This window comes from Chthonobacter albigriseus (assembly GCF_013839445.1).
Classification (GTDB): Bacteria; Pseudomonadota; Alphaproteobacteria; order Rhizobiales; family Pleomorphomonadaceae; genus Chthonobacter; species Chthonobacter albigriseus.
Genome location: NZ_JACDIT010000001.1, coordinates 439935 through 462841 on the forward strand (window position 1 = coordinate 439935; position 22907 = coordinate 462841).

At 67.5% G+C, this 22907-nt stretch carries 28 protein-coding genes and 2 tRNA genes; 14 read left to right on the top strand and 16 right to left on the bottom strand.

What is annotated here, in order from left to right:
* The first annotated feature begins 125 nt into the window (after window positions 1-125).
* The 5 genes from HZ321_RS01920 (at window position 126) to HZ321_RS01940 (ending at window position 5478) form a co-directional block, all read left to right on the top strand.
* The gene (locus tag HZ321_RS01920; protein ID WP_181699671.1) at window positions 126-2231 is read left to right on the top strand and encodes an ATP-binding cassette domain-containing protein; all 2106 of its coding nucleotides are present in this window, start codon (window positions 126-128) and stop codon (window positions 2229-2231) included.
* 9 nt (window positions 2232-2240) lie between these two features.
* The gene (locus HZ321_RS01925) at window positions 2241-3134 is read left to right on the top strand and encodes a hypothetical protein (protein ID WP_181699672.1); all 894 of its coding nucleotides are present in this window, start codon (window positions 2241-2243) and stop codon (window positions 3132-3134) included.
* Between the two features lie 83 nt (window positions 3135-3217).
* Window positions 3218-4816, top strand: coding sequence for a hypothetical protein (locus tag HZ321_RS01930; protein WP_181699673.1), 1599 nt, complete (start codon window positions 3218-3220; stop codon window positions 4814-4816).
* A 14-nt stretch (window positions 4817-4830) separates the two neighbouring features.
* Window positions 4831-5199: a PilZ domain-containing protein gene (locus HZ321_RS01935; protein ID WP_181699674.1), complete on the top strand. Its 369-nt coding sequence runs from the start codon at window positions 4831-4833 to the stop codon at window positions 5197-5199.
* 129 nt (window positions 5200-5328) lie between these two features.
* Window positions 5329-5478 carry a hypothetical protein gene (locus HZ321_RS01940; RefSeq protein WP_181699676.1) on the top strand — a complete coding sequence of 50 codons (150 nt, stop codon included), beginning with the start codon at window positions 5329-5331 and terminating at the stop codon, window positions 5476-5478.
* 4 nt (window positions 5479-5482) lie between these two features.
* Here HZ321_RS01940 and HZ321_RS01945 read toward each other — a convergent pair whose 3' ends face one another.
* From HZ321_RS01945 to HZ321_RS01970, 6 genes are all read right to left on the bottom strand, one after another.
* Window positions 5483-5929 carry an RrF2 family transcriptional regulator gene (locus tag HZ321_RS01945; RefSeq protein WP_181699678.1) on the bottom strand — a complete coding sequence of 149 codons (447 nt, stop codon included), beginning with the start codon at window positions 5927-5929 and terminating at the stop codon, window positions 5483-5485.
* A gap of 365 nt (window positions 5930-6294) precedes the next feature.
* Window positions 6295-6370: transfer RNA gene (locus tag HZ321_RS01950), tRNA-Phe, on the bottom strand.
* Between the two features lie 169 nt (window positions 6371-6539).
* Entirely contained in the window at window positions 6540-6734 is a 195-nt protein-coding gene (locus HZ321_RS01955; RefSeq protein WP_181699680.1) for a DNA gyrase inhibitor YacG, read from the bottom strand.
* A 77-nt stretch (window positions 6735-6811) separates the two neighbouring features.
* Window positions 6812-7435 (bottom strand): Maf family nucleotide pyrophosphatase, encoded by a 624-nt coding sequence (locus tag HZ321_RS01960; RefSeq protein ID WP_181699682.1) that lies wholly within the window; start codon window positions 7433-7435, stop codon window positions 6812-6814.
* Window positions 7436-7482: 47 nt separating this feature from the next.
* A complete protein-coding gene (infA, locus tag HZ321_RS01965) occupies window positions 7483-7701 on the bottom strand; it encodes a translation initiation factor IF-1 (RefSeq protein ID WP_004432473.1) in 219 nt (72 codons plus the stop codon).
* A gap of 197 nt (window positions 7702-7898) precedes the next feature.
* On the bottom strand, window positions 7899-8372 hold the full coding sequence (locus tag HZ321_RS01970; RefSeq protein WP_181699684.1) for a hypothetical protein: 474 nt from the start codon (window positions 8370-8372) through the stop codon (window positions 7899-7901).
* Between the two features lie 126 nt (window positions 8373-8498).
* On the opposite strand from HZ321_RS01970, the gene HZ321_RS01975 reads away from it, so the two are divergent.
* The 3 genes from HZ321_RS01975 to HZ321_RS01985 are packed head-to-tail and all read left to right on the top strand — an operon-like array spanning window position 8499 to window position 11139.
* Window positions 8499-9104, top strand: coding sequence for a PepSY domain-containing protein (locus HZ321_RS01975; protein ID WP_181699685.1), 606 nt, complete (start codon window positions 8499-8501; stop codon window positions 9102-9104).
* Complete coding sequence (locus HZ321_RS01980; protein WP_181699689.1) at window positions 9104-9760, top strand: response regulator transcription factor; 657 nt, start codon at window positions 9104-9106, stop codon at window positions 9758-9760. The genes HZ321_RS01975 and HZ321_RS01980 overlap by 1 nt, the downstream gene beginning before the upstream one ends.
* A gap of 2 nt (window positions 9761-9762) precedes the next feature.
* Window positions 9763-11139, top strand: coding sequence for an ATP-binding protein (locus HZ321_RS01985; RefSeq protein WP_181699692.1), 1377 nt, complete (start codon window positions 9763-9765; stop codon window positions 11137-11139).
* 5 nt (window positions 11140-11144) lie between these two features.
* Here the strand turns inward: HZ321_RS01985 and HZ321_RS01990 are convergent, their stop codons facing one another.
* From HZ321_RS01990 to hisD, 4 genes are all read right to left on the bottom strand, one after another.
* Window positions 11145-11609 (bottom strand): arsenate-mycothiol transferase ArsC, encoded by a 465-nt coding sequence (locus tag HZ321_RS01990; RefSeq protein ID WP_181699694.1) that lies wholly within the window; start codon window positions 11607-11609, stop codon window positions 11145-11147.
* Window positions 11606-12088, bottom strand: a complete 483-nt coding sequence (locus tag HZ321_RS01995) for a UPF0262 family protein (RefSeq protein WP_181701702.1) — start codon at window positions 12086-12088, stop codon at window positions 11606-11608. The genes HZ321_RS01990 and HZ321_RS01995 overlap by 4 nt, the downstream gene beginning before the upstream one ends.
* A 94-nt stretch (window positions 12089-12182) precedes the next feature.
* A complete protein-coding gene (locus HZ321_RS02000; protein ID WP_181699697.1) occupies window positions 12183-12485 on the bottom strand; it encodes a hypothetical protein in 303 nt (100 codons plus the stop codon).
* Window positions 12486-12569: 84 nt separating this feature from the next.
* Window positions 12570-13859, bottom strand: a complete 1290-nt coding sequence (gene hisD, locus HZ321_RS02005) for a histidinol dehydrogenase (protein WP_181699700.1) — start codon at window positions 13857-13859, stop codon at window positions 12570-12572.
* A gap of 180 nt (window positions 13860-14039) precedes the next feature.
* Between hisD and HZ321_RS02010 the strand changes: the two genes are divergently transcribed.
* Complete coding sequence (locus HZ321_RS02010) at window positions 14040-14276, top strand: hypothetical protein (RefSeq protein WP_181699703.1); 237 nt, start codon at window positions 14040-14042, stop codon at window positions 14274-14276.
* Between the two features lie 6 nt (window positions 14277-14282).
* Here HZ321_RS02010 and HZ321_RS02015 read toward each other — a convergent pair whose 3' ends face one another.
* The 3 genes from HZ321_RS02015 to HZ321_RS02025 all read right to left on the bottom strand — a co-directional run bounded on the left by HZ321_RS02015 (window position 14283) and on the right by HZ321_RS02025 (window position 16423).
* Window positions 14283-14714 carry a DUF2948 family protein gene (locus tag HZ321_RS02015; RefSeq protein ID WP_181701703.1) on the bottom strand — a complete coding sequence of 144 codons (432 nt, stop codon included), beginning with the start codon at window positions 14712-14714 and terminating at the stop codon, window positions 14283-14285.
* 121 nt (window positions 14715-14835) lie between these two features.
* Window positions 14836-16125: a UDP-N-acetylglucosamine 1-carboxyvinyltransferase gene (gene murA, locus HZ321_RS02020; RefSeq protein ID WP_181699709.1), complete on the bottom strand. Its 1290-nt coding sequence runs from the start codon at window positions 16123-16125 to the stop codon at window positions 14836-14838.
* A gap of 88 nt (window positions 16126-16213) precedes the next feature.
* A complete protein-coding gene (locus HZ321_RS02025; protein ID WP_181699711.1) occupies window positions 16214-16423 on the bottom strand; it encodes a hypothetical protein in 210 nt (69 codons plus the stop codon).
* A 230-nt stretch (window positions 16424-16653) separates the two neighbouring features.
* Here HZ321_RS02025 and HZ321_RS02030 point away from each other — a divergent pair.
* Window positions 16654-16728, top strand: a tRNA-Thr gene (locus tag HZ321_RS02030).
* A 424-nt stretch (window positions 16729-17152) separates the two neighbouring features.
* A complete protein-coding gene (locus tag HZ321_RS02035; RefSeq protein ID WP_181699713.1) occupies window positions 17153-17545 on the top strand; it encodes a hypothetical protein in 393 nt (130 codons plus the stop codon).
* 8 nt (window positions 17546-17553) lie between these two features.
* On the opposite strand, the gene HZ321_RS02040 is transcribed toward HZ321_RS02035, so the two are convergent.
* A complete protein-coding gene (locus tag HZ321_RS02040; RefSeq protein ID WP_181699714.1) occupies window positions 17554-17850 on the bottom strand; it encodes a hypothetical protein in 297 nt (98 codons plus the stop codon).
* 110 nt (window positions 17851-17960) lie between these two features.
* Window positions 17961-18299 (bottom strand): hypothetical protein, encoded by a 339-nt coding sequence (locus HZ321_RS02045; protein WP_181699716.1) that lies wholly within the window; start codon window positions 18297-18299, stop codon window positions 17961-17963.
* Between the two features lie 500 nt (window positions 18300-18799).
* On the opposite strand from HZ321_RS02045, the gene HZ321_RS02050 reads away from it, so the two are divergent.
* Window positions 18800-19759 (top strand): hypothetical protein, encoded by a 960-nt coding sequence (locus tag HZ321_RS02050; protein ID WP_181699718.1) that lies wholly within the window; start codon window positions 18800-18802, stop codon window positions 19757-19759.
* Window positions 19760-19906: 147 nt separating this feature from the next.
* Here HZ321_RS02050 and HZ321_RS02055 read toward each other — a convergent pair whose 3' ends face one another.
* A complete protein-coding gene (locus HZ321_RS02055; RefSeq protein WP_181699719.1) occupies window positions 19907-20473 on the bottom strand; it encodes an EF-hand domain-containing protein in 567 nt (188 codons plus the stop codon).
* A gap of 266 nt (window positions 20474-20739) precedes the next feature.
* Here HZ321_RS02055 and HZ321_RS02060 point away from each other — a divergent pair, with 266 nt between their 5' ends.
* Both HZ321_RS02060 and HZ321_RS02065 read left to right on the top strand, forming a co-directional pair.
* Window positions 20740-21462, top strand: coding sequence for a response regulator (locus HZ321_RS02060; RefSeq protein ID WP_181701704.1), 723 nt, complete (start codon window positions 20740-20742; stop codon window positions 21460-21462).
* Complete coding sequence (locus HZ321_RS02065; RefSeq protein WP_181699721.1) at window positions 21459-22874, top strand: ATP-binding protein; 1416 nt, start codon at window positions 21459-21461, stop codon at window positions 22872-22874. Before HZ321_RS02060 ends, HZ321_RS02065 begins: the two co-directional genes overlap by 4 nt.
* Window positions 22875-22907 lie beyond the last annotated feature (33 nt).

Below are 22907 nucleotides of genomic sequence, written 5' to 3' on the forward strand. Positions count from 1 at the left end.
CGGACCCGCTCGGGCCTTCTTCATATTTCAAATGTTGAATTCACGATCCTTCAGCAGACTTTAACGTCCGGAGGTCATTGATCAACGCAGGTTTCGCCATTTTCAGGCGCAGCGACGGGCGGGGCATGTCTTCAGTTTCCGAGAGAGCCTTCACTCCAGACACCGACCCTCCCGCAGACGGGGGCCGGATCGTCGGCCTGCACCCGATCGCCGCCCTCGAGCGGCTCGGGCTGGAGGTCAACGGCGTACGGCCGGTGGGGGTGCCGCTGCGATCGGTGACGCCGGTGCACCTTCCCGGCGTCCTGGTGCTTGCCGACGGCACGGGGCTGCCGATCCGCGGCCTCGGTCCGGACGGGCGGTTCCAGCTGGATACGGGAGACGGGCTTCAGTCGCTGTCGCTGGACAGTCTCGCGGCCGTCTACGGCGGCACGGTGCTGACGCCTCGGGTACGCCGGCCCGCCTCTTCCAAGCCGGAGCGGCAGACAACTTTGAAAGACGGCGCGACGGGGCCCGACGCTCTGGCGGACGCGGTCGTGAGCCGCGGCCTGTTTCGCACCCTGCTGCGCCAGACGGCAAAGTCCGGCCTGGCTTGGCAGCTGTGCCTTGCCGCGCTGATCAGCAACGTGCTCGGCTTCGCCCTGCCCCTCTACAACATGGCGATCTACGACCGCGTCATTCCGCATGGAGCAGTGGAAACGCTGTGGGCGCTGACGCTCGGCATCGCGCTGGTCTTCCTGGTCGACCTGGTGTCTCGGATCGTGCGCAACCGGCTGCAGGAAGCCGTCGGGCTGCAGATCAACCTCGATCTGCAGAACGCGCTCTACACCCGGCTGACGCGGGGCGAGATGGCGGATGCGCAAGCCTCCCATGGCAGCGTCAACACCAGCTTCCAGACGGTGGAAGCGCTGTGCCTCGCCACCCCTGCGATCATCGCCGGGCTCTTGATCGACCTGCCCTTCGTCACCATCAGCCTCGTCTATGTCGGGCTGATCGCCGGTTGGATCGTGGCGGTGCCGATCGCCGCGATCGGGCTGATCGTCGGCGTCGGGCTGGTCGCCCACGCGCGGGCCCGGCGAACGCATGCTGAGGCGGCGCAAAGCGCGGTGAAGCGCGCCAACCTGATCGAGGAGACGGTGGCGCTGCGCGAGGCGATCAAGACGACGACGTCGGGGCCGATGCTCCGGCGCCTGTTCGACGACCTGGTCGACCAGACCGCCTACAGCGGGCATCTGGCCCGGATGTCCTCGGCCGTCGCGACGCAGGTGACGGCGATCATCGCCCAGGCGACCACGGTTCTCAGCCTGGCGATCGGCGTGTTCCTGATCATGGACGGCCTGTTGACCGTCGGCGCGCTGGTGGCGAGCGCGATGCTCGTCAACCGGGCGGTGTCGCCGATCTCCGGCCTGGTCGCCGGGATCGTCCGCATCGCGGGCCTCTCCGAGGGCGCCAAGATGGCGGAGCGGCTCTGCGCGGTGCGGCAGGAGACGGCGGGCGACGCGGGCCGAAAGAGCGCGCGGCGGATCCGGGGAAGCATCGCGTTCAACACCGTGCAATTCACCTATCCCGGCGAGCCCGCGCCTGCCCTGCAAGCGCTGTCCTTTTCGATCGCACCGGGCGAGCGCGTCGGCGTCGTCGGGCGGATCGGGTCGGGCAAGAGCACGCTGGTCAAGCTGATCCCCCGCCTCTACAGCGCCGAGAAGGGCGCCATCCTGGTCGACGACCACGAGATCCGCCAATACGACCCGGACCAGCTGCGCCGGGACATCGCCTACATGCCGCAGGACTGCGACCTGTTCGACATGTCGATCCGCGAGAACATCACGCTCGGCCTCGATGGGGTCGACGACGAGATCTTCGAGGAGGCCGTGCGGATCGCCGGAGTCCACGACATCGCCAGCCGGCATCCCTCGGGCTACGGGTTCAAGGTCGGGCCGCAGGGGCGCAGGCTCTCGGGCGGCGAGCGGCAGGCCGTCGCCCTCGCCCGCACCCTGGTGCGAGATGCGCCGGTGCTGATCCTGGACGAGCCCACTGCGGCGATGGACAGCCAGTTCGAGCGGCTCGTCATCGATCGCCTCCGGCCCAGTCTCGCCGGTCGCACCGTGGTGATCTCCACGCACCGGGCGCCCATCCTGTCCCTGGTGGACCGGATCATCTGGCTGGATCGCGGCAAGATCATCGCCGACGGGCCGGCCGCGGAGGTGATCCGCCAAGCCTCCGGCGGGACCGGTTGAGGAGCCGCCATGGGACGCAAACACCAACAGGAGGATCCCTGGGCCGGCTTCGTGGACGTGCTGTCGAACATCGTCATGGTGGTGACGTTCCTCGTCATCATCCTCGGCATCGCGATCTTCGCCCTGTCGCAACAGATCACGACGAAGGCGGTGGAGAAGGCGCTCAAGGAGGAGCGGGAGCGGATCGAGGAGGAGGTCAAGGCGGAGATGAAGGCCGAGGCGGCGAAGCAGCCGCAGGGTGTTCCTACCGCCGAGTTGGAGGCCATCGAGGCAGCCAAGGAAACCGCCGAAAAAGCCGCCAAGGCGGCCGCCGCGGAGGTGGAACAGCTTAAGCAGCAGCTGGCCGCCGTCCAAGCGCCGGAAGGCAAGGAGGCGCCGGTCGCCGGCGCGCGTCCCGAGTTGCAGACGCCGGACGGCGCGAAAACCGGCGGCGAGTATCGCCCGGCAATCGCGACCCGCCTGACACAGACGGACGAAAGCCAGGGTGAAAGCAACCTCACCGTGCGCAGCCGGAACGACCTTCCCACGCAGGAGATCGCCGTGGCGAGCGAGGCCGTCGCGGTGGAGCAGGAGGCCGTGGCCGTCAAGCGCTCGGAGGCCTTCGTGACGCTCAAGTTCGAGAAGGCTTCGTTCAAGATCGATCCGGTCGCATCGGGCAGCCTGCGCGACTACCTGTCGAGCAACACGTCCGTGGCCCAGAACCACATCGAGATCCGGGCCTTCGCCCGCTCGGTGACGGGGTCGGTCAGCGAGGCCCGCCGGATCGCCTACTATCGCGCGATGCAGGTGCGCAACGAGCTTGTCCGCAACGGGTTCAAAGCCGCCGATATCAAGGTGTTCGTGCGCGAATCGTCCTCGCAGGAGGAAGCCGACGTGGTGCGGATCTTCGCGGTTCCGAAATGATCAGTGCGCGGTGAAGATGTAACTAAAAATTTGTCTAATTCACATACCTAAATGCACATGTGAGCATTCTCCGGGAGTCGTCTGTGTTCAAGCGTCACGACCCAATCAAGCCCGAACTGATCAAGATGTTCGGCGTCGTCGCTCTCGTCACGCTCCTGGCGGTATGGCAGAGCCATTTCATCATCGAAGGTGTGCTCTCCAACGTTTACCTGAACGGCGTCATCTTCGGCGCGGCCTTCTTCGGCATCTACAACGTCTTCAGCCAGACCTTCAGCCTTTCCAACGAGCACGTGGCGCTGTCGGCCCTGCGCGAGCAGTATGACGACGCGCTGCGCGCCTATCTCCACCCGGAGGACGACCGCAGCTGGCGCTACTTCCGGCTCAGCGTGCCGGCGGTGGTCTATACGGTGCCGACGGTCCTCGGACACGCGCACAACCTGATCCTGGAGGAGATCAACCGCACAGGCTTCGTGCGGATTCCGGCCTCCACGATGAAGATGCTGGTGGAGGACATCGAGAACAAGCTCGACGACAAGACCTCGCTGACGACCTACATGGGCGCCCTGATGGTGCTGCTCGGCCTGATGGGCACCTTCATCGGCCTGATGGAAACGCTGGCGTCGGTGGGCGGCATCCTGGGCAGCCTCAACCTCGGCGGCGGTGCCGGGCCGGAAGCGATCCAGGGCCTGATCGAAGGCCTGAAAAAGCCCCTCAACGGCATGGCGACGGGCTTCTCCTCGTCGCTGTTCGGCCTGCTCGGCTCGCTGGTGATCGGCCTGCTGGCCAAGCTGGACTCGGTTGCCGTCGGCAAGTTCAAGCACGAGTTCGAGGACTTCATCGGCAAGGTGGCGCAGATCGAGGCGAGCGACGGAACCCGCCAGGCGGCGCTGCCGGCGGGTGAACAGGCGGAGGCCGGCGCCCCGCGGGGCGCTACCGGCGTTCTCGTCTCGGCCAGCGAGGCCAATCATCTCCGCCTGATGATGCGCGTCGCCCGCACCACGGTGACCAACACAGCCCGCATGGCGGAGCAGATCGAGGCGCTGGCGGCCGCCGTAGAGTCCCTCAGGACCGGGGCGGAGGAGCACAAGGCGGAGACGCGCAACCTGACGGCGGCGATCGACCGGTCGCTGGCCATCCAGGTTTCCATCGGCACCGGGGTGGTCGCCGAGAGCCGCCAGACCGCGGCGGCCCAGACGCGCCTCCTGGACGCCGTCGACCGGCTGGAAACAGCTGTCTCCACGGACACGAAGGGCCGCGCCGCGATGACCGGCGCGATCACCGCCGGGTTCCAGAACCTCGACCGTGCGCTGGCCGCGCAGGCGCAGCGGCTGAGCGAGCTGCGGTCGCAGACGTCGACGCTGGAAGCGACGGTGACGGCACAGGGCCATTCGACGGCCGCCGACCTTGCCAGCCTGAAGACCTCCACCCGCCGGTCGGCCGAGGACGACACGTCGCGGCTCCTGGCCGACATAGACGCCGTGCTGGCTTCGTCCCGATTGCTGCCGTCGGAGGTGGCGCGGCTCAAGGTTCTGTCCGACCTCCTTTCCGAACCGCCGGCTGGCGGCATCGAGGACCTGCGGCAGCGGCTGGCGTCGATCTGGCCCGAGCAAACCGAGACGGCGGACGGGCAGGCCGCGTCCGATGACGACGAACTCTTCACTTCCAGCCGCAGCAGCGCCTGACGGGAGCAACCCTGATGACCATCATCCCTTCAAGCGTCTCGCGCGTCGTCCGCTCCATGATCCCGGGGATGGGCAACAGCTTCTCGCGGCGGCACGAGCGGTACACCTGCAGCATCATCGCCAAGCTGAACTTCATCGAGCGCGGCTTCTCCATCGACGGAGAACTGAACGAGATCTCGCTCGGCGGCGGCCGCTTCCGCCCGGCCTCCACCCATATCCTGATGCGCTCGGAGGATTCGGTGGTGCTCGTTGTCGAGGCCTTCGCGATCGAGGCCTACATCGTCAACACCACGCCGCTCGGCTACGGCCTGAAATTCCGGGAACCGATCGCCGAAACCCAACTGACCGAAATCCGGGACATCAAGAAACTCGACCTGTTCTGACGGGTCGGACCCCTCGCCTCAGTCCGGTGCACGACCACGGATCTCGCTTCGCTTTGTCGGCGGGGCTGGCGTTCCGGATCGACGCCCACGTGCGGTCCGCGCTGCGCGCCACCGGGGGGGAGGCTTCAGGTGTGGAACGGGGAGACCAGCGGGCAGTTGCCGGTCGCCGCGACGCTGCTGATCGGAGCGGACCGGCACTACCAGGTGTTCACCCACACCGGAGGACTGGCACCGCGTAGCGACGTGGCGGAGCCGGCTCGGGCAGCGCTGGCGGCCTGACGCTTCAGGCGTCCAGGGGCTGGAGCATCTGCCGATCGTCTGCCGTCGCCATCTCGGCCAGGGTCATGTTGTCGAGAATTTCGGCTACCGCGTCGCGGACCCGGGTCATGGAGAGGCGGACCTTGCAACCTGCCGGATCGGGGCAATCGGCGCAGGGTTCGTAGGCGGTGCGGCTCGCGCAGCGGATCGGTGCGAGCGGACCGTCGAGGACGCGGATGACCTGGCCGATGCGGATCTCCGTGGCGGGACGCGCCAAGGCGTACCCGCCGCCAGGGCCCTTCTTGGAACGCAGGATCCCGGCCTTCCTCAGGTCGAGGAGAATGGCGTCGAGGAACTTCTTGGGGATGTTGTTGCGGGAGGCGATATCGACGATGTACGCCGTGCTTCCCTCTTCAAGCCTGGCGAGGTCGATCAGCGCCTTCAGGCCGTACTTTCCCTTGTTCGTCAGCATCTGGCCAGATGTCTTCCAAGCGGCCATCGCGCCGCTTCGCAGGAGGGTCGGCCGCTTTCACGCCTTCCATGCGAGCGGTCGCACCAGCGCGTCGTCTTCGACCTGAAGGGCCTTGTTTCGGCGCAGATAGCCCATCTCGCGGGGATTCTCAAGCAGCAGCAGCCGTTCGTGCTGGCCGAGCGAACGGTGTGCGATGAGATACGGCGCTGCCGTTCTGCCGCATCAGCGGCGGAGCGCGACCACGTTGCCAGCTGGGCGGCGGTGCCAGAGGGGCGCGCCCCGCTCCAGGAGAACCTGACGCAGTTATCACTCAACCACGCGATGCGGCCGCCTCGCGTTCGTCAGCATTGCGGAGATGGCTGGAGTGGTGCCCGGGGGCGGAATCGAACCACCGACACTGCGATTTTCAATCGCATGCTCTACCAACTGAGCTACCCGGGCGCCGTTCGAAGGGTGGGTGTTGGCGGTCCCACCGGCGAAGCAGGGGCCTTATAGAAAGTTGGATGGGCCCTGTCCAGTGGTCTCGGGGATAAAAACGGCGGGGGCGGCGCCGGGCTGGGGGCGGAAGCGGGTCCGCAAGGCCTGCCAAGGGGTTAGGCGGGCCCTGCCGTCAGTGCCGGGTGGGGTCGTCGTCGGAGAATTCGTCGGCCTCCACGACCGGGATGGCGTAGGAGCCGGAGAACCAGCGGTGCAGGTCCAGTTCGGCGCAGCGCTTGGAGCAGAACGGACGGGTGGCCGGTTCGGTCGGTTTGGCACAGATCGGGCACTTGCCACCGACCCGGACGGGAACGGGCTTGTCGGTCATGGGTCCACTCCGGGAATGATGTCGGTCGAAGATGGGGCGCCGGGCCGATCTTGGGAAGGCCCGGACGACGGTCCGCGTCAGATCGCGGCGTTCGGCCAGGTGGCGCGCGCGGGATAGCCGGCGCCGTCCAGCAGGCCGACCGTTTCGAACAGCGGCAGACCGACGACGGCGTGATAGGAGCCGATCAGCCGGACGACGAAAGCGCCCGCCCTGCCCTGCACGGCGTAGCCGCCGGCCTTGCCCTGCCACTCCCCGGAAGCGAGGTAGTCGGCCATCTCCTCGCCGGAGAGACGCTTGAAGCGGACGCGCGTGTCGACCAGCCGTTCGCGCACGCCGCGCGCGGTGAGCAGGCAGACCGCGGTGAAGACCCGGTGGGTACGTCCGGAAAGCAACGCCAGGCACTCCTCCGCTTCGGCGAAGCTCTCCGCCTTGGGGAGGATGCGGCGGCCGACGGCGACGACGGTGTCGGCGGAGAGGACCAGGTGGTCGCCTTCGGCGCCGAGCGCCTCCAGGCGGCGGGCCGCGACCTCGGCCTTGGTGCGGGCGAGCCGGCGGGCCAGCGTGCGCGGCAGTTCGCGGCGGCCGGGCGTCTCGTCGATGTCGGCGGGCATCAGGCGATCGGGCGTGATGCCGACCTGCTCCAGGAGGGCGACGCGCCGGGGGCTGCCGGACGCAAGCACGAGAACGGGACGATCGGTCATCGGACCCTCAGGTCTCAAGGCAGCGACGAACTCCGCGCCCCGCGGACTTACTTGAAGCGGTAGGTGATGCGACCCTTGGTGAGATCGTAGGGCGTCATCTCGACCAGCACCTTGTCGCCGGCGAGAACGCGAATGCGGTTCTTGCGCATGCGGCCGGCGGTATGGGCGATGATCTCGTGTTCGTTCTCCAGCTTCACACGGAAGGTGGCATTGGGCAGAAGCTCGGTCACGATGCCCGGAAACTCCAGGACTTCTTCCTTGGTCATGCGTTGTTCGATCCGACGTGTTTGACGATGTTGGGCGGATAACTAACGGATCGCGCGGCCAAAGGGAACAGGCGGAACACCGAATTCCTGGGGAGTTGCGCCCTGCGACGCTCGGGGAAGCGGCCTTTTGCGAACGCGATGCCGCCCGCCGCGGTGTGCGGCGAGCGGCAAGAGCCGGCAGGGGGGTGGAGCGCGGCTCAGATGCCGCGGGAAGACGACTGGCCGAACAGCAGTTCCATGAGGTTGTCCGGGTGATCGTCATGGTGACTGGAGCGATGGCCGTCGTCGTCGTCCCAACCGCGTCCGCGTCCGCGGCCGCGGTCGTCGTCATCGCCGTCGTCATCGTCGTCGTCCCAGCCGCGGCCGCGGCCCCGGTGATCGTCGTCGTCATCATCGTCGTCGGACGAGGAGGAAGAGCCGCTGCGGTTGCGGTCACCGCCGCGGTCGTCGTCATCATCGTCATCGTCGGAGGCGCTGCGATCGCGGTCGCCGCCGCGGTCGTCGCCCGGGCCGTCATCGGCGCCGCGGCGGACGAGCAGGAGGGGCGCATCGTCCGCGGCACCGGCGACGACGGCCTGTTCGAAGGCGGCGATGGGCAGTGTGGCCGGCGCGGCGAGCGCCGAGCTGCCGAGAAGCGCGAGGGCGAGCGTTGAAAGCAGCGTGATCCGCATGGGTCCGTTTCCTTCCGTTGTCGGCCGAGGCAAGCCCGGCGTGGACCCGTTCTAGCGAATCGACCCCCTCGCGAAGCTGACGGCGGCTGTCAGCTTCCGGTCAGCTTTTCCAAGGTATGGTGGCGCATGTCCCGACCCGCGCGCCCGCGCCCCACCCTGCCTGCCCGGATCGTCCGGCTGTTGCTGACCGCCCTGCTCCTGCATGCTGTGCTGGGGACGACAGCCCATGCGCGCGACGGGGGCGATGACGACGGCGGGTCGGATTCCAGCGGATCGGGATCGAATTCGGGCTCGGGCGGGTCGAACTCCGGATCGGGCGGATCGGGATCGGATCACGACGACGACGACGATGATGATGATGATGACGACAACGACGACGGTGGCGACGATGGCGGTGGCGACGACGACGATGACGACGACGGTCGGTCGGGCACGTCGGGCCGCGGTGGTTCGGGCGGTGACGACGACCGCCGGGACAAGAACGACCGCTGGCTGCGGCTGACGCAGGACCAGGTGCGCGAACGCGTGGCGAAGGGCGACTTCGTGCCGCTCGCCAAGGTGCTCAGAACCGTCTCCAATGCGCAGCCGGGCACGGTGGTGTCGGTCGACCTGCTGACCCACGGCACCGGTCAGGCCGTCTACGACATCGTGGTGGTGAGCGACGACGACGATTTCGTGCGGGTGTTCGTTGACGCCCGGCGGAACCGGATCCTGGAAACGAGGCGGCGCTGATGCGGATCCTTTTGGTCGAGGACGAGGCGGCGATCGCGCGCGAGGTGGCGGAGGCGCTGCGGAGCGCCGGCTACGTGGTCGATGCCGTCGGCGACGGCGAGGAGGCCTGGTTCCGGGCCGAAACCGAAGACTATGACGGGATGGTGCTCGACCTCGGGCTGCCGAAGCTCGACGGGCTGTCGGTTCTGCGCAAGGTGCGCGGCGGCGGCTCGCACCTGCCCGTGATCGTGCTGACGGCGCGCGGCAACTGGATGGAGCGGGTGGAAGGGATCGACGCGGGCGCCGACGACTACCTGCCCAAGCCTTTCCAAGTGGAGGAACTGCTGGCCCGGCTGGGCGCCGTGCTACGGCGGGCGGGCGGGCATTCTTCGCCGCTGATCGAGGTCGGCCGGCTGACCCTGGAGACGCGCCGCCGGGTGGCCGTGGTGGGCGGCAAGCCGGTGGAGCTTTCGGCGCTTGAGTTCCGCGCGGTGCGGTATCTAGCGCACAATCGCGGGCGGGTGGTGAGCCAGGGCGAACTGGCGGAGCACGTCTACGAAAGCGACCGCGAGCCGGACTCCAACGCCCTTGAAGTGCTGATCGGCCGTCTCAGGCGCAAGATCGGCGCGGACCTGATCGCGACCCGTCGCGGCCAGGGCTATATGATGGAGGGCTGAGCGTGCGGCGGCTGATCGACGTGCGATCGCTGAAGGTCCGGCTGATGGTGCTGGCGGCGCTGTCGATCGGGCTGGTGCTGACGGTGGCTGGCGTTTCGCTCACCGTCCTGTTCGAGCAGCACGTGACGCGGCGGGTGGCCGCCGAACTCGGCGTCCGCTGGAACGAGATCGCCGGGGAGATCACGCTCGACAGCACCGATCGGCCGGTCCTGACGCAGCAGCCGACGGACCCTCGCTATGATCGGCCGCATTCCGGGCTCTACTGGCAGATCGATGCTCCGGGCGGGGAGCCGCTGCGGTCGCGCTCGCTGTGGGACGAGACGCTGAAGACGGGGGATACAGCCGTTGAGGAGGCGGTCGAGACGCCCGGCTTCGGCGAGGGCGCCGCGGCGCAGCTCTACGTGCTGTCGCGCCCGCTCAACCTCGTGGGGAGTGGTGGGCCCGTCCGGGCGGTGCTGAGCGTGGCGGTGGACCACGGGGAGATCAACGCGCTGTCGGATGCCTATGCGTCGGAGCTGCTTGGGGCCCTTGTGGTGATCGCGGCTGCCCTCTTCCTGGGTGCTCTGCTGCAGGCGCAAGTAGGTCTGCAGCCGCTGGCCGCGCTGCGGCGGTCGATCGCGGCGATCCGATCGGGCACGTCGGCGCGGATGGGCGGAGGCTTTGCGACGGAGATCCAGCCGCTGGCGGACGATCTCGACCGGATGCTCGACTGGCGCGACACCGCGGTGGCCAAGGCACGCGACCGCGCGGGGGCACTGGCGCACGGGTTCAAGACGCCGCTGACGATCCTGTCGCTGGAGGCTCGCAAGCTGGCCGAACAGGGCCAGCCGGCGAGCGCGGAGGTCCTGCGCGAGCAAGTGGAGACGATGCGCCGCCATGTGGAGCGCGAACTCGCCAGAGCCCGGATCCGCGGCGGAAGCGTCGGCCGGGCGCTCGGGGCGGAAGCGGGGACCGAGATCGCGCCGGTCACGCGCGGGCTGGTCGACCTGATGCGCCGGATGCCCCATGCGGAGGCATTGAGCTTCGAGATCGTCACGCCAGCCGGGCTGCAGGCGCGGGTGGACCGGCACGATCTCGGCGAGGTGCTCGGCAACCTGCTCGACAATGCCCGGAAATGGGCTGCGAGCCGGATCGAGATCCGCGCCGAGCGAGCCGGTGACCTTGTGACGATCAGCGTGATCGACGACGGTCCGGGTTTCGGCGCGGAGCCACCGGCCGGACGCGAGGCGGAGGGGTCGGGGCTGGGGCTGGCGATCGTGGAGGACGTGCTCTCGGCCTACGGCGCGACGCTGGAGCGCCGGCGGGAGGAGAACCGGACGCTGATGTCGTTCAAGGTGCCGGCGGCGGAGCCCGCCGTGCTGGACGCGGCGGCGGAGTGACCGGTTCAGGCGCCACCGATCATCGGCTTCCAGTTCAACCGCTCCTTGATGCGCTTCTCCAGGCCGTCACGGACGGCACGGTAGGCGGCGAGGATCTGGTCGCGGGAGCCGCCGGTGAGCGTGGGATCCGGCGTCGGCCAGTATTCGGCATCGAGGGCGTAGTAGCGCGTCAGCTCCAGCGCCTTGTGGTGCGCTTCGGGGGCGAGCGAGATGACGAGGTCGAAGGAGGTATCCTCCAACTCCTCGAAGGTGTGCGGCTTGTGGCGGCGGATATCGAGGCCGATCTCGTCCATCACCGCCACCGCGAAGGGATCGGGCTCGCCGCGGCGCACGCCGGCGGAGCGCACATAGATCTGGTTCGGAAACAGATGGCGGGCGAGCGCGGCGGCCATCGGCGAGCGGACAGAGTTGAACGAGCAGGCGAATAGGACGGCGGAAGGTCTCGGCCGATCCTCCGACACGCGGCTCATCCTTTCCAGTGCAGGACGCTGATCAGCGTGAACAGGCGGCGCGCCGTGTCCATGTCGATCAGGATCTTGCCGTCGAGACGTTCCATCAGGAGCCGCGAGCCTTCGTTGTGCAATCCGCGCCGGCCCATGTCGATCGCCTCGATCTGGCTCGGGCTCGCGGTGCGGATGGCCTTGTAGTAGCTGTCGCAGATCAGGAAGTAGTCCTTCACCACACGCCGGAAGGGCGTCAGCGACAGTATATGGGTGATCACCGGCTCACCGGCAGGGGTGGTGACCTCGAAGACGAGCTTGCGGTCGACGATGGTGAGCCGCAGCGCGTACTCCAAAGCGTCGCGACCGACCGGCTCGAAGACGTTCTCCTCGATTAGATCGTAGATCGCGACCCTGCGTTCGTGCTCGACATCGGGCGTCGATCGCCCGATGGACTCCTCGTCCAACGCGACGGAGACGAGCCTCCCCCGGTTTGCGGCAGTCTTCATGGTGTTCAGCAAAGCCTCTCCCCGCATGCGGCCCCTTGCTTAGCACGGGCGGGCAGCATGGCGGAGAACGCCTTTCGACGCGGTGAAAGGCGGATCAGAGGCTGATGTCCAGCAGCCGGCGAGCAGGCCTGTCGATCGCGGGCGCGGCGGGAGGCTCTGAGATACCGCCGCCGTAGGACACCGCGGGTCCGTAGGACGGGCGGTCCCGATCGGCCGCGGCGGCGTTCACGGACGCGGCCGCGCGGATCTCCTCGGCCACGGCCTTCGCCGGGTCCTTGGCGTCCAACTCCGCCTGCTTGACCGGATCGTTGCGGGGATTGCGCGGGTCGACGTTGCGACGCGCCAGGTCGACGTCGCATCCGCTGGTGCATGGGTAGCCGTTGACGATCTTGTACATGGCCCCTCTCCGCCATCCACCCTGCGGCAAGGGGAGTAAAGCCCGCGTTTCCGCCCTTTCACTTCGGCGTGACCGGCCGACGGCTCAGTTCAGCCGGATCGCGACACTGCGGGCGTGGGCGCCTAGGCCTTCGGCTTCGGCGAGGCGAACGGCGGCGGGGCCGAGAGCGCGGAGGGCATCGGGGGTGCATTTCAGGAGCGAGGTGCGCTTCATGAAGTCGAGCACGCCGAGGCCGGAGGAGAAGCGGGCGGAGCGGGCGGTGGGGAGCACGTGGTTGGAGCCGCCCACGTAGTCGCCGATCACCTCCGGGGTGTGACGGCCGATGAAGATGGCGCCGGCGTTGCGCACCCGGGCGACCAGCGGCTCGGGATCGGCGACCGCGATCTCCAGGTGTTCGGCGGCGATGCGGTTGGCGAGCGGGAGGGCGGCCTGGAGGTCGCGCACCAGGATCACGGCCCCGAAGTCGCGCCAGGACGCAGCCGCCGTCTCGCCGCGCGGCAGCGTGGTCAACTGCCGCTCGACGGCGGCCTCGACCGCATCGGCGAGCGAAGCGTCATCGGTGATCAGGATGGACTGGGCGGCGGTGTCATGCTCGGCCTGGGCGAGCAGGTCCGCGGCGAGCCAGTCGGGATCGTTGTCGCGGTCGGCGATGACGAGCACCTCGGACGGGCCGGCGATCATGTCGATGCCGACGGTGCCGAAGACGCGGCGCTTGGCGGCGGCGACGTAGGCGTTGCCCGGGCCGACGATCTTGGCGACCGGGCGGATGGTGGCTGTGCCGTAGGCGAGCGCGGCGATCGCCTGGGCGCCCCCGACGCGGTAGACCTCGTCGACCCCGGCCAGCGAAGCGGCGGCGAGCACCAGCGGATTGAGCCGGTCGTCCGGGGTGGGCACCACCATGACGAGGCGCTCGACGCCGGCGACCTTGGCGGGGACGGCATTCATCAGCACGGACGAGGGATAGCTGGCGGTGCCTCCGGGCACGTAGAGGCCGGCCGCCTCCACCGCCGTCCAGCGATAGCCGAGTTCGACGCCAAGCGCGTCGGTGTAGCGCTGGTCGGCGGGCTTCTGCCTGCTGTGGTGGGCCTCGATGCGGTCACGGGCGAGTTTCAGGGCGTCGAGCGTGGCGGCATCGACGGCGCGCGTGGCGGCGTCGATCTCGTCGGCCGTGACGGCGAGGCCGCGGGCGCGGGCGTCGAAGCGGTCGAGCCGGGCGGTCCAGTCGATGAGCGCGTCGTCGCCGCGAGCGCGGACGTCGTCGATGATGGCGCGGACCGCCTGGTCGACGTCCTCGGAGACCTCCCGCTTGGTGGTGAGGAAGGCTGCAAAACGCGCCTCGAAATCGGGGTCTCGGTCGTCGAGCCTGATCGCCACGGGATGCTCCTGCCGTCGGTCCTTGGTGCCGGCGCTCTTCTACGTCATCGGGCGGCGACATGGAACGGGTTTGCCGTCGCGGCGCGCAGGCGCATCAGTATTGATGCGGACAGCCGCATCAACAGTGCCGAAACAGACGATCGTTATGTTCATCCGTGAGATCGGATTAGGACTTCAGACATGCGCGTGACAGAGACACAGGCCCGCAAGATGTGGTGCCCCTTCGTGCGGGTGGAGGGCAACAACCGCATCCTCAATTCGCTGTCGGACGGTTTCGACGCCGAACATCTCTACCAGCACTGCCTGGGATCGACGTGCATGGCCTGGCGACCGTTCAACTACAGCCACCTGAAGGGCGGCGAGCATATCGATGCGCACGGCTATTGCGGGCTCGCCGGTCGGCCGGAGCTGGAGTGACCGCCGTCAAATCGCGTGATCGGGCTTGTGCTCGGTGGACCAGGCGGCACCGAGGTCGGTGAGGCTGGCCTCGATACACTCGACGTCGAGGCGCACGCAGCCGCCACCAGCGAGTTCCAGATAGATGTGGCCGGCGGGGCTGTCCGTCTCCTCGAAGCGGATGGTGAGGAGGTCGACCACGGCGTCCTTGGCATCCTGGCGGACCTTGGTGGCCTTCACGGCCTCCACGCGGGCGAAATGCAGGCAGGCCCGGCGGCGTTCGAAGGACTTGGCGCCGCGGTCGGCCTTTTCCCAGACGAACCGGTTCAGTTGGACAAGGAAGCGCTTCTCCTTGGGGTGCCACTCGACGTCACCGACCTTGGCCACGGCGTCCTGCACATGGGCGGCGATGACGGCGAGGTCTTCCTGATCGAGGGCGGCGAGCTTCAGGGCGTGCATGTCCAAGGCGGTCTCCGGTCGGGTGTGGCCTGGAGATAGGCGGCCAGAGGAGCCGGCGCAATGGGCCAGGCACGCCCCGCAGCCATGCGCGGCGCGCCGTTCAGGCCGGCGATGCCGCCGCTCAGCCGGAGATGCGCTCGACGATGGCGCCGCAGCGGCTGATCTTCTCCTCCAGCCGCTCGAAGCCGCGGTCGAGATGGTAGACGCGGTTGACGATGGTTTCCCCTTCGGCGGCAAGGCCGGCGATCACCAGCGAGACCGAGGCACGCAGATCCGTCGCCATCACGGGCGCGCCCTTCAGGCGCTCGACGCCCTCCACCGTTGCGACCTGCCCGTCCAGCGTGATGCGGGCGCCGAAGCGGGCGAGCTCCTGCACGTGCATGAAGCGGTTCTCGAAGATGGTCTCGGTGATGTGCGAGGTGCCCTTGGCGCGCGTCATCAGGGCCATGAACTGGGCCTGGAGATCGGTCGGGAAGCCCGGGAAGGGCTGCGTCTCGACGTCGGCGGCGACGATGCCGTGGCCGTTGCGGCGGACGCGGATGCCGCGGTTCGTCTCGGTGATCTCGGCGCCGACCTGGCGCAGGATGTCGAGCGGCTCGCCGAGGAGATCGGCTTCGGCGCCTTCCAGGGTGAGATCGCCACCGGTCATGGCGACCGCCATGGCGTAGGTACCGGTCTCGATGCGGTCCGAGACGACGCGGTGGCGCGCGCCGCGCAGACGATCGACGCCCTGGATGGTGATGGTGGAGGTGCCGGCGCCCTCGATCTCCGCGCCCATGGCGATCAGGCACTTGGCGAGGTCGACGACCTCCGGCTCGCGGGCGGCGTTCTCGATCACGGTCTCACCGCGGGCGAGCGTGGCGGCCATCATGATGGTGTGCGTCGCGCCGACGGAGACCTTGGGGAACACGACGCGGTTTCCGACGAGGCCCTTGGGTGCGCGGGCGACGACATAGCCGGCGTCGACGTCGATATCGGCACCGAGATCGGCAAGGCCCGTCAGGAAGAGATCGACCGGCCGCGTGCCGATGGCGCAGCCGCCGGGCAGCGAGACCCGGCAGGCATGCATGCGGGCGAGAAGCGGACCGATCACCCAGAAGCTCGCGCGCATCTTGGAGACGAGCTCGTAAGGGGCGGTGGTGTCGGTGATGGAGCGGGCGGTGAGGCTCACCGTCTGGCCGGTGAGGAGATCCTCGCCGGCGCGCTTGCCGTTGAGGGCATAGTCGACGCCGTGGTTGACCAGGATGCGGGTGAGGAGGTTCACGTCGGCGAGCCGGGGGACGTTTTCCAGCGTCAGCGTCTCGTCGGTGAGGAGCGAGGCGATCATCAGCGGCAGGGCGGCGTTCTTGGCGCCGGAGATGGGGATGGTGCCCACCAGCTGGTTGCCACCGACGATCCTGATCTTGTCCATCGTGTCCTCATCCCGTCGGCGGAAGCGGCCCGCCCGATCCGGCCACCAGCTGGCGCGCCGTTGCGGCGCATCGTCAGCGGGAGCTTGTTCAGCCCGTCGAATCATCCGTCGATTCTGGCGCTTTCACGACCGTTCCGTCCACCGGGAGTTCCGTCCCGGTCGCCGCCTGCAGCCCGCCGCGGGCGTCGGCGTCGCCGGAGCGGCGGCTTTTCGCCTGGGCCTTGCGGAGCCGCAGATTGCGCCTGAGCGCCTCGGCGAGACGCTTTTCTCGGTCGGTGGGCGAACGGGCGTCCGGCATCGACAACAACCTTCCTGTCGGCCCACTCATGACCGGGGCGCACCGGACTGGCAACCCTCGTCGCCCCGGAAAGCGGCGGTTTTTCGGTGCCACCTTGCAGCCGGGCAACAGGGCGGACCAGGGATGGGGCGAAAACTCCGCGATCAGACGCTTGCACGCTCCGGCGATCTATGGCAGAGGTGCGGCCGTTCCGACAGGCCGCCTCGCCGGTGGCCCGTGCCGATGGACAGGCTGCCGTAGCTCAGTGGTAGAGCACTCCCTTGGTAAGGGAGAGGTCGAGAGTTCAATCCTCTCTGGCAGCACCATCCTTCTTCACTGACGATGCGCCAAGGCGGGCTTCCGGTCAGTGGACATCCCCTTTCGCGATCGCTGACGCGTTTCCGTGCGATCCGGGGGCTTCAAGCATCTCGCAATCACGCTCATTGCCGATTTCCCTGATCTGTTCCCCTCCCCTCTCGCGGCATGCCCTTCAGCCTTGGTTTCGGGACGCGCCGTAGGCCAGCGCGCCACGCGATCGCTTCCGATCCCGGCTACGTGATCGACGAGCGGACAATCCGCGAGATTTGCGGTTGCCTCGGTCGCGCTTCCGGTTGTTAACTCATGGTTAATGCGGCGGCGTTGGGTCGATGCGCGGCGCGAGACGGGTGCCCTCCGCTTGGAGGGGCGTGTGGTCCGTGCCGGGATTTCTCGTAGGCGTTTTCAGGAACCAAGGCGTTGCAAGGGGAAGCCATGTTCAAACAGGTCCGGACATCACTTGCCTGCGGGTTCGTGGCCGCGGGCGTCCTTTTCATCAGCGGATGCCAGACGGCGGAGCGGTTCGACCAGGAGTTCTTCGCGCAGTGGGCCACGGAGTGGACGGGCCGGCCGATCAGCGACTACATCGCCTCACGCGGGATAGAGCCCACGACATCCTACGAGACACAACCCGGCCGCCGTGTGTTCGTGTTCGAACGGGACGGGTTCATACCGGCGGTTGCCGCCAACGGAAAGGACGTGCGGTTGGAGCCGGTGGTCTGCCGACGGGTGATCGAGACCGCCTACCAGCCGGCTCAAACGATGCCGTCGAGCGACTATGCGGACTACCGGATCAGCGGTGTCGGCACCGGCGACATGGCCTGCTGAGGCCGACGTCAGCCCGACGTGACCAGGCGCAGATGCGACCGGCGCGCTTCGGGCTGCTGGCGCTCGAAGGTCACGTCGACGGGCTCGCCGGGTATCTCCGGCCGCTCGTAGAGCGTGCGGAAGCCCAGCTTGGGCGCAACGGTGCGGATCTGCTCGGCGGCGCCGAACGACATCATGCGCGTGAAGCTGGATGGGGACGAGGCGAGTTCCACCAGGGCGAGGCCAACCTCGATCCCTTCATCGAACTCGGCGCCGCGACCTGGAAAGCAGACGGTCAGCCCCGGTTCGATCTCAATCTTTCGCATGAACCAACTCCGAAACAATGTTTGGACCGCAAGGCCCAGGTCCCGGGAGCGCGTCCGCGCACAATCATCGGACGCTCCGGTCTACGCCGCCGGTCCGCGGCGGCCTGCATTTAGTGTTCGACTTCCTTGTTCGACGCGAACATCACCCCGCGGGCGCGCACGACCTCGTCACGCGCTTCGGCGAGCGCATCAACGTGGAACTTGATGCGGCTTTGAAAATGAGCCACGTCGAAGCATTCCCAATCCTGCATAGCGATCGCGCGAAGAGCCTTGATCTCCTCGAAGGCCCGGACGCCGATGTCGTTGATTTCCTTCATCCGATCGTAGCGGGGGTTGTCCGTCCGGTACCAGTTGCGGCCAAAGCCGTTGACCTGGTCCAGTTCGCCCCAGGACTTGCGGATGCGCTTCAGTGCCTTGTCCGTGATTTCGCGCACGGTCGATTTGGTCAACTGCACAACTGAACGCCCCGATCGCTATCTCACCGATGAGGCCGGCCGCAGGCGGTGAAGCCATTCCGGGCGCTCATCTCGACGAAGTCTCGCAGCGAACTCTGCACGACCGGGTTCTATAAATTGTAAAGGGGAGCCGAAAAAATGCATCGGCCGGCGAAGCAGCCATGCACACACCGGCGATGACCGCATCTACAACATACTCAAATTTTTCATCTAAACTGGCAGTTTATGCGGATATTCGATCGTGACCGCAGGTTCGTTTTCGATTCATTCACACTCCCGGCCAAGGTCCGCTGGATCAGGGTTGTTTATCAGAGTTAATTCATAATCCGTTTATGTGCGGGGCAACTAATGATCGCATGTCACAGTGCAGTCCGCAGGTTGCTCCCATGATGAAGCTTGCCTCCCCCACTGCGCGCCCCAACGCTCATCCACTCCGGGCTCGCGCGCTCGAAACTGCCCGTTCCTTCGCGGCCGACCGCGGCGGAAACACGGCGATGATCTTCGCCCTGGCCGCGCTGCCGATCTTCTATTCGACCGGGGCGGTGGTCGACTACACGCGCATGCTGCGGGTGCAGGCCGGTCTGCAGGAGCAGATGGACGGCAGCGCGCTGTCGGTGGCCGCTGCCTACGACACCGCCAACTACGAAAAGCAGGTCGACAACCTGAAGAGCGTGATCCTTGCCGAATACGGCGACGAAGGCGTAACCGACGTTACCGTGCAAGGCCAATGGATCTCCGGCGTCGATTTCCAAGTGACGGCCACGGCGACGCTCAAGATGTATTTCATGCCGGCCCTGTCGGACCTGGCGAAGACCAACGTGGTCGCGGCCAAGACCGTGGCACGGACGTCGACGCCGACCTACGTCTACAAGGACCCGGACCTGTCGCAGCTCGATCCGGAAGCCGGCGACTACAATCGCATGGGCGTCTACTGCTACGATGCGACCAAGTCCAAAGAAGCCGACAAAGGACGCTCCGAGATCGTCTGGATCGCCGACAACGGTGGCACCAAATATACGTTCACGATGCCGACTTGCGGCAAGGGCGAGACCATGAGCTACATGCTCAAGAACGTCCGAAGCGCCCGAACGACGAAATCGAAGTGGGACGATCCCAAGGCTGAACAGTACTATTACTACACCGATACCAAGATCAACCTGGGTGTGGAAACCTACGATCTCGGCGGGTGGCAGATCCTGGAAACCGTGCTGTGCGACACCAAGGACGCCTGCCTGAAGACAAAGTCGAAAGGCGGATCGATCCCGTTCGGCAAGGAGCGCACGCCGGAAAAGGCAACGGGGATGTGCCAGCCGGGGAAGTACATGTACTACGGTTGGGAAGACCGTCCGCCAGGCAATGGCTGGACCGACAAGGATTACGACGACATCCGCGTGGTGATCGAGTGTCCCAACGTGACTTCGTCCGGCGACAAGACGGTGTTTCTGCTGCGCTGATCTAGGTTCCGGCAAAACGGGCCGTGGTTGAATGAATGAAATCGGATGAGCGGGGATCCCGCGCGCGCGGGCGCGGTCGTGGGCGGAGTGAGCTCCCTCGGCCGCGCGGGTATCCCGCGCGGCCGATCTCGTTCGAGCGAAGAGCGTTCACTCGGTGTCGTCGCCGTCCATCGGGCCGTTCGGGCCGGGACCACGGCCGCCCTCGCCGCCCATCGGGCCGCGACCTTCACCGCCCTCGCCGCCGCCGAACCAGCGGCGCCAGCCGTGACCTTCGCCGCGTTGGCCGCGGTCCTCGCGGGAGAGCGCGCCGTCGTTGTTGCGGTCCATCCGGGCCACCATGCCGGCGGTGCGGTCGTCGAACTCCTCGCGCGTCACCTGGCCGTCGCCGTCGGCGTCGAGCCGCTGGAAGGCGCGGACCATCTGTTCGCGGCGCTCCTGGTTGAAGAGGGGCTCGAACTCGGCGATCGAGAGGGTCTGGTTGCCGTCGGCGGTGGCGGCCTTGAAGCGCTCGGTCTGCACCGCGTCGATCTCGGCCTGGGTGATCTTGCCGTCCTTGTCGGTGTCGAAACGCTCCATCATCATCATGGCCATGCCGCCGCCGTGGCGGCCACCGTGCTCGCGTCCGTGGCGGTTGCCGCCCATGTCGGCATTGGCGACGGGGATCGTCGCGGCGAAGGCGGCGACGACGACAGCGGTCCAGGTGAGAGTCTTCATGTCAGTCTCCTCGTTGTGTTTCTCGGGCCGAGGATGCAGCCTTGCGACGCGTCCACCGGTTCGGGCAGGAGCGGGGGTGTTCTCGTCCCGCTGCCGATGACCGGAAGATAGGTTGTCTTTGTCGCCGAAGTTCGCCGGGAAACCGCTGAATTGTCGTCCGATGTGACGCCAGCGGCTGACGTTACAGTCGGATACAAATGGCTGAGGACAGCGCCCCGGCGCCCTGTCAGAAGTCTCTCAACGAAAACCTGCGCATCCTGACGGCCATGACCGATACCGCCCCACACATCCTCGTCGTCGACGATCACCGCGACATCCGCGACCTGATCGCGCGCTATCTTTCCAAGAACGGATTCCGGGTGACGACCGCGGAGAACGCGGCCGCCGCACGCAAGGCGATGAAGGCGGCGGCGCTCGACCTTCTGGTGCTCGACATCATGATGCCGGGCGAGGACGGACTTTCGCTCTGCCGGCACGTGCGCGAGACCAGCGAGACGCCGGTGATCCTGCTGACGGCGATGGCGGAGGACACCGACCGGGTGGTGGGGCTGGAGATCGGCGCCGACGACTACCTGACCAAGCCGTTCAACCCGCGCGAGTTGCTGGCGCGGATCCGCGCCGTGCTGCGGCGGACGCAGGCGGTGCCCAAGGCGCGAGACCCGCTGACCGCGCGGCGGTTGAAGTTCGACCGGTGGATGCTGGACGTGCAACGGCGCGAGCTGATCGACGGGACCGGCGTCGGCCAGCCGCTCTCCACGGCGGAGTTCCAGATGCTGACCGCGTTCCTGAAGCGGCCGAACATGGTGCTCTCGCGCGACCAGCTGATGGACCTGACATCCGGGCGGACGCCGCAGATCTTTGACCGGTCGGTCGACAACCAAGTCAGCCGGTTACGCAAGAAGATTGAGGTGGATCCGAAGAACCCGATGCTGATCAAAACGGTATGGGGTGGCGGCTACATGCTGAGCACGGACGTGAGTGAGGAATGAGCGAGCGTCCCGCCCTCTTCCGTCGACTGCTCCCGACCAGCCTGCCGGGCCAGTTGATCGCGGTGATCGTCCTGGCGATCGTGGTCGCGCAGGTGCTGACCGTGATCTACCTGGGGCTGTCGCGGCGCGATGCGGTGGAGGAAGCCGCGCGGGAACAGATCCTGGCGCGGACCGCGGGCCTTGTCCGGCTAGTGGACGACGTCCCCACGGAGCTTGCCGAGCGGGTGGTTGAGGCTGCGACGTCGGCGCGGACCGTCTATGCGATCGAGCCGGAGCCGAGCGTGCCGCAGATCAGCGGCGCCGAGAACGAGATGATCACCGCGGCGGCGATCGAAGAGGCTTTCGGACCAGGTCGCGAAGTGCGCGCGGAGATGCGCGGTCGACCGCTGCGGATGCGCGACCGGGACGGCGAGCGCGCCTCCCGCCGCGACCGCGACGACGAGGACCGGAGCGAACGGCGCACGCGGCTGATGCTGCCGGCCGTCGCGGTTTCGGCCAAGCTGAAGGACGGGCGCTGGCTCAACGCAGAGACGATCCTGCCGCGGCCGGCGCTGCTGGCGTGGCCGACGCTGGTCTCCACGCTGGCTATGTCGCTGGCGACGGCGGCGGCCGTGTTCTGGTCGGTGCGGCGGATCACACGGCCGCTCCGCGGGCTCGCCGGTGCCGCCGACAGACTGGGCCGGGGCGAAGCGGTGGACCCACTACCGGAGACGGGACCGGAAGAGGTGCGACGGACCATTCATGCCTTCAACGCGATGCAGGCGCGGGTGAAGCGCTTCGTGTCGGACCGGACCCGGATGGTGGCCGCGATCAGCCACGACATGCGTACGCCGCTGACTTCGCTCAGGCTGCGGGCGGAGTTCGTCGACGACGCGGAAATCCGGGACAAGATGATCGAGACCATCGAGGAAATGAACCGGATGAGCGAGGCGACGCTCGCCTTCGCCCGGGATGACGCCCGCGACGAGGCCAGCCACGCGACGGACCTGTCCGCCCTGGTCCAGGCGGTGGCCGACGACTTCACCGATATCGGCAACGACGTGTCCGTCACCGGGCCGGACAAGCTGGACCTGGTGGTGCGGCCGGTGGCGCTGCGCCGAGCGTTGCGGAACCTGGTGGAGAACGCGATCCGCTACGGCGCCCGCGCGCGAGTGCTCCTGGCGGAAGGGGCCGACGAGGTGACAATCCGGGTGGACGACGACGGGCCTGGCATCCCTGCCGACAAGCTGGAGGAGGTGTTCGAGCCGTTCGTCCGGCTGGAGGGATCGCGCAGCCAGGAGACGGGCGGCGTGGGCCTCGGACTGTCGACCGCGCGCTCGATCGTGCGCGGACACGGCGGCGACCTGACGCTCGCCAACCGCCCGGGCGGCGGCCTTTCGGCGACGATCCGGCTGCCCCGCGCATCGCGCTGATGAGTAGAAAGTCGGAGTCCCTTTCCACGGCAC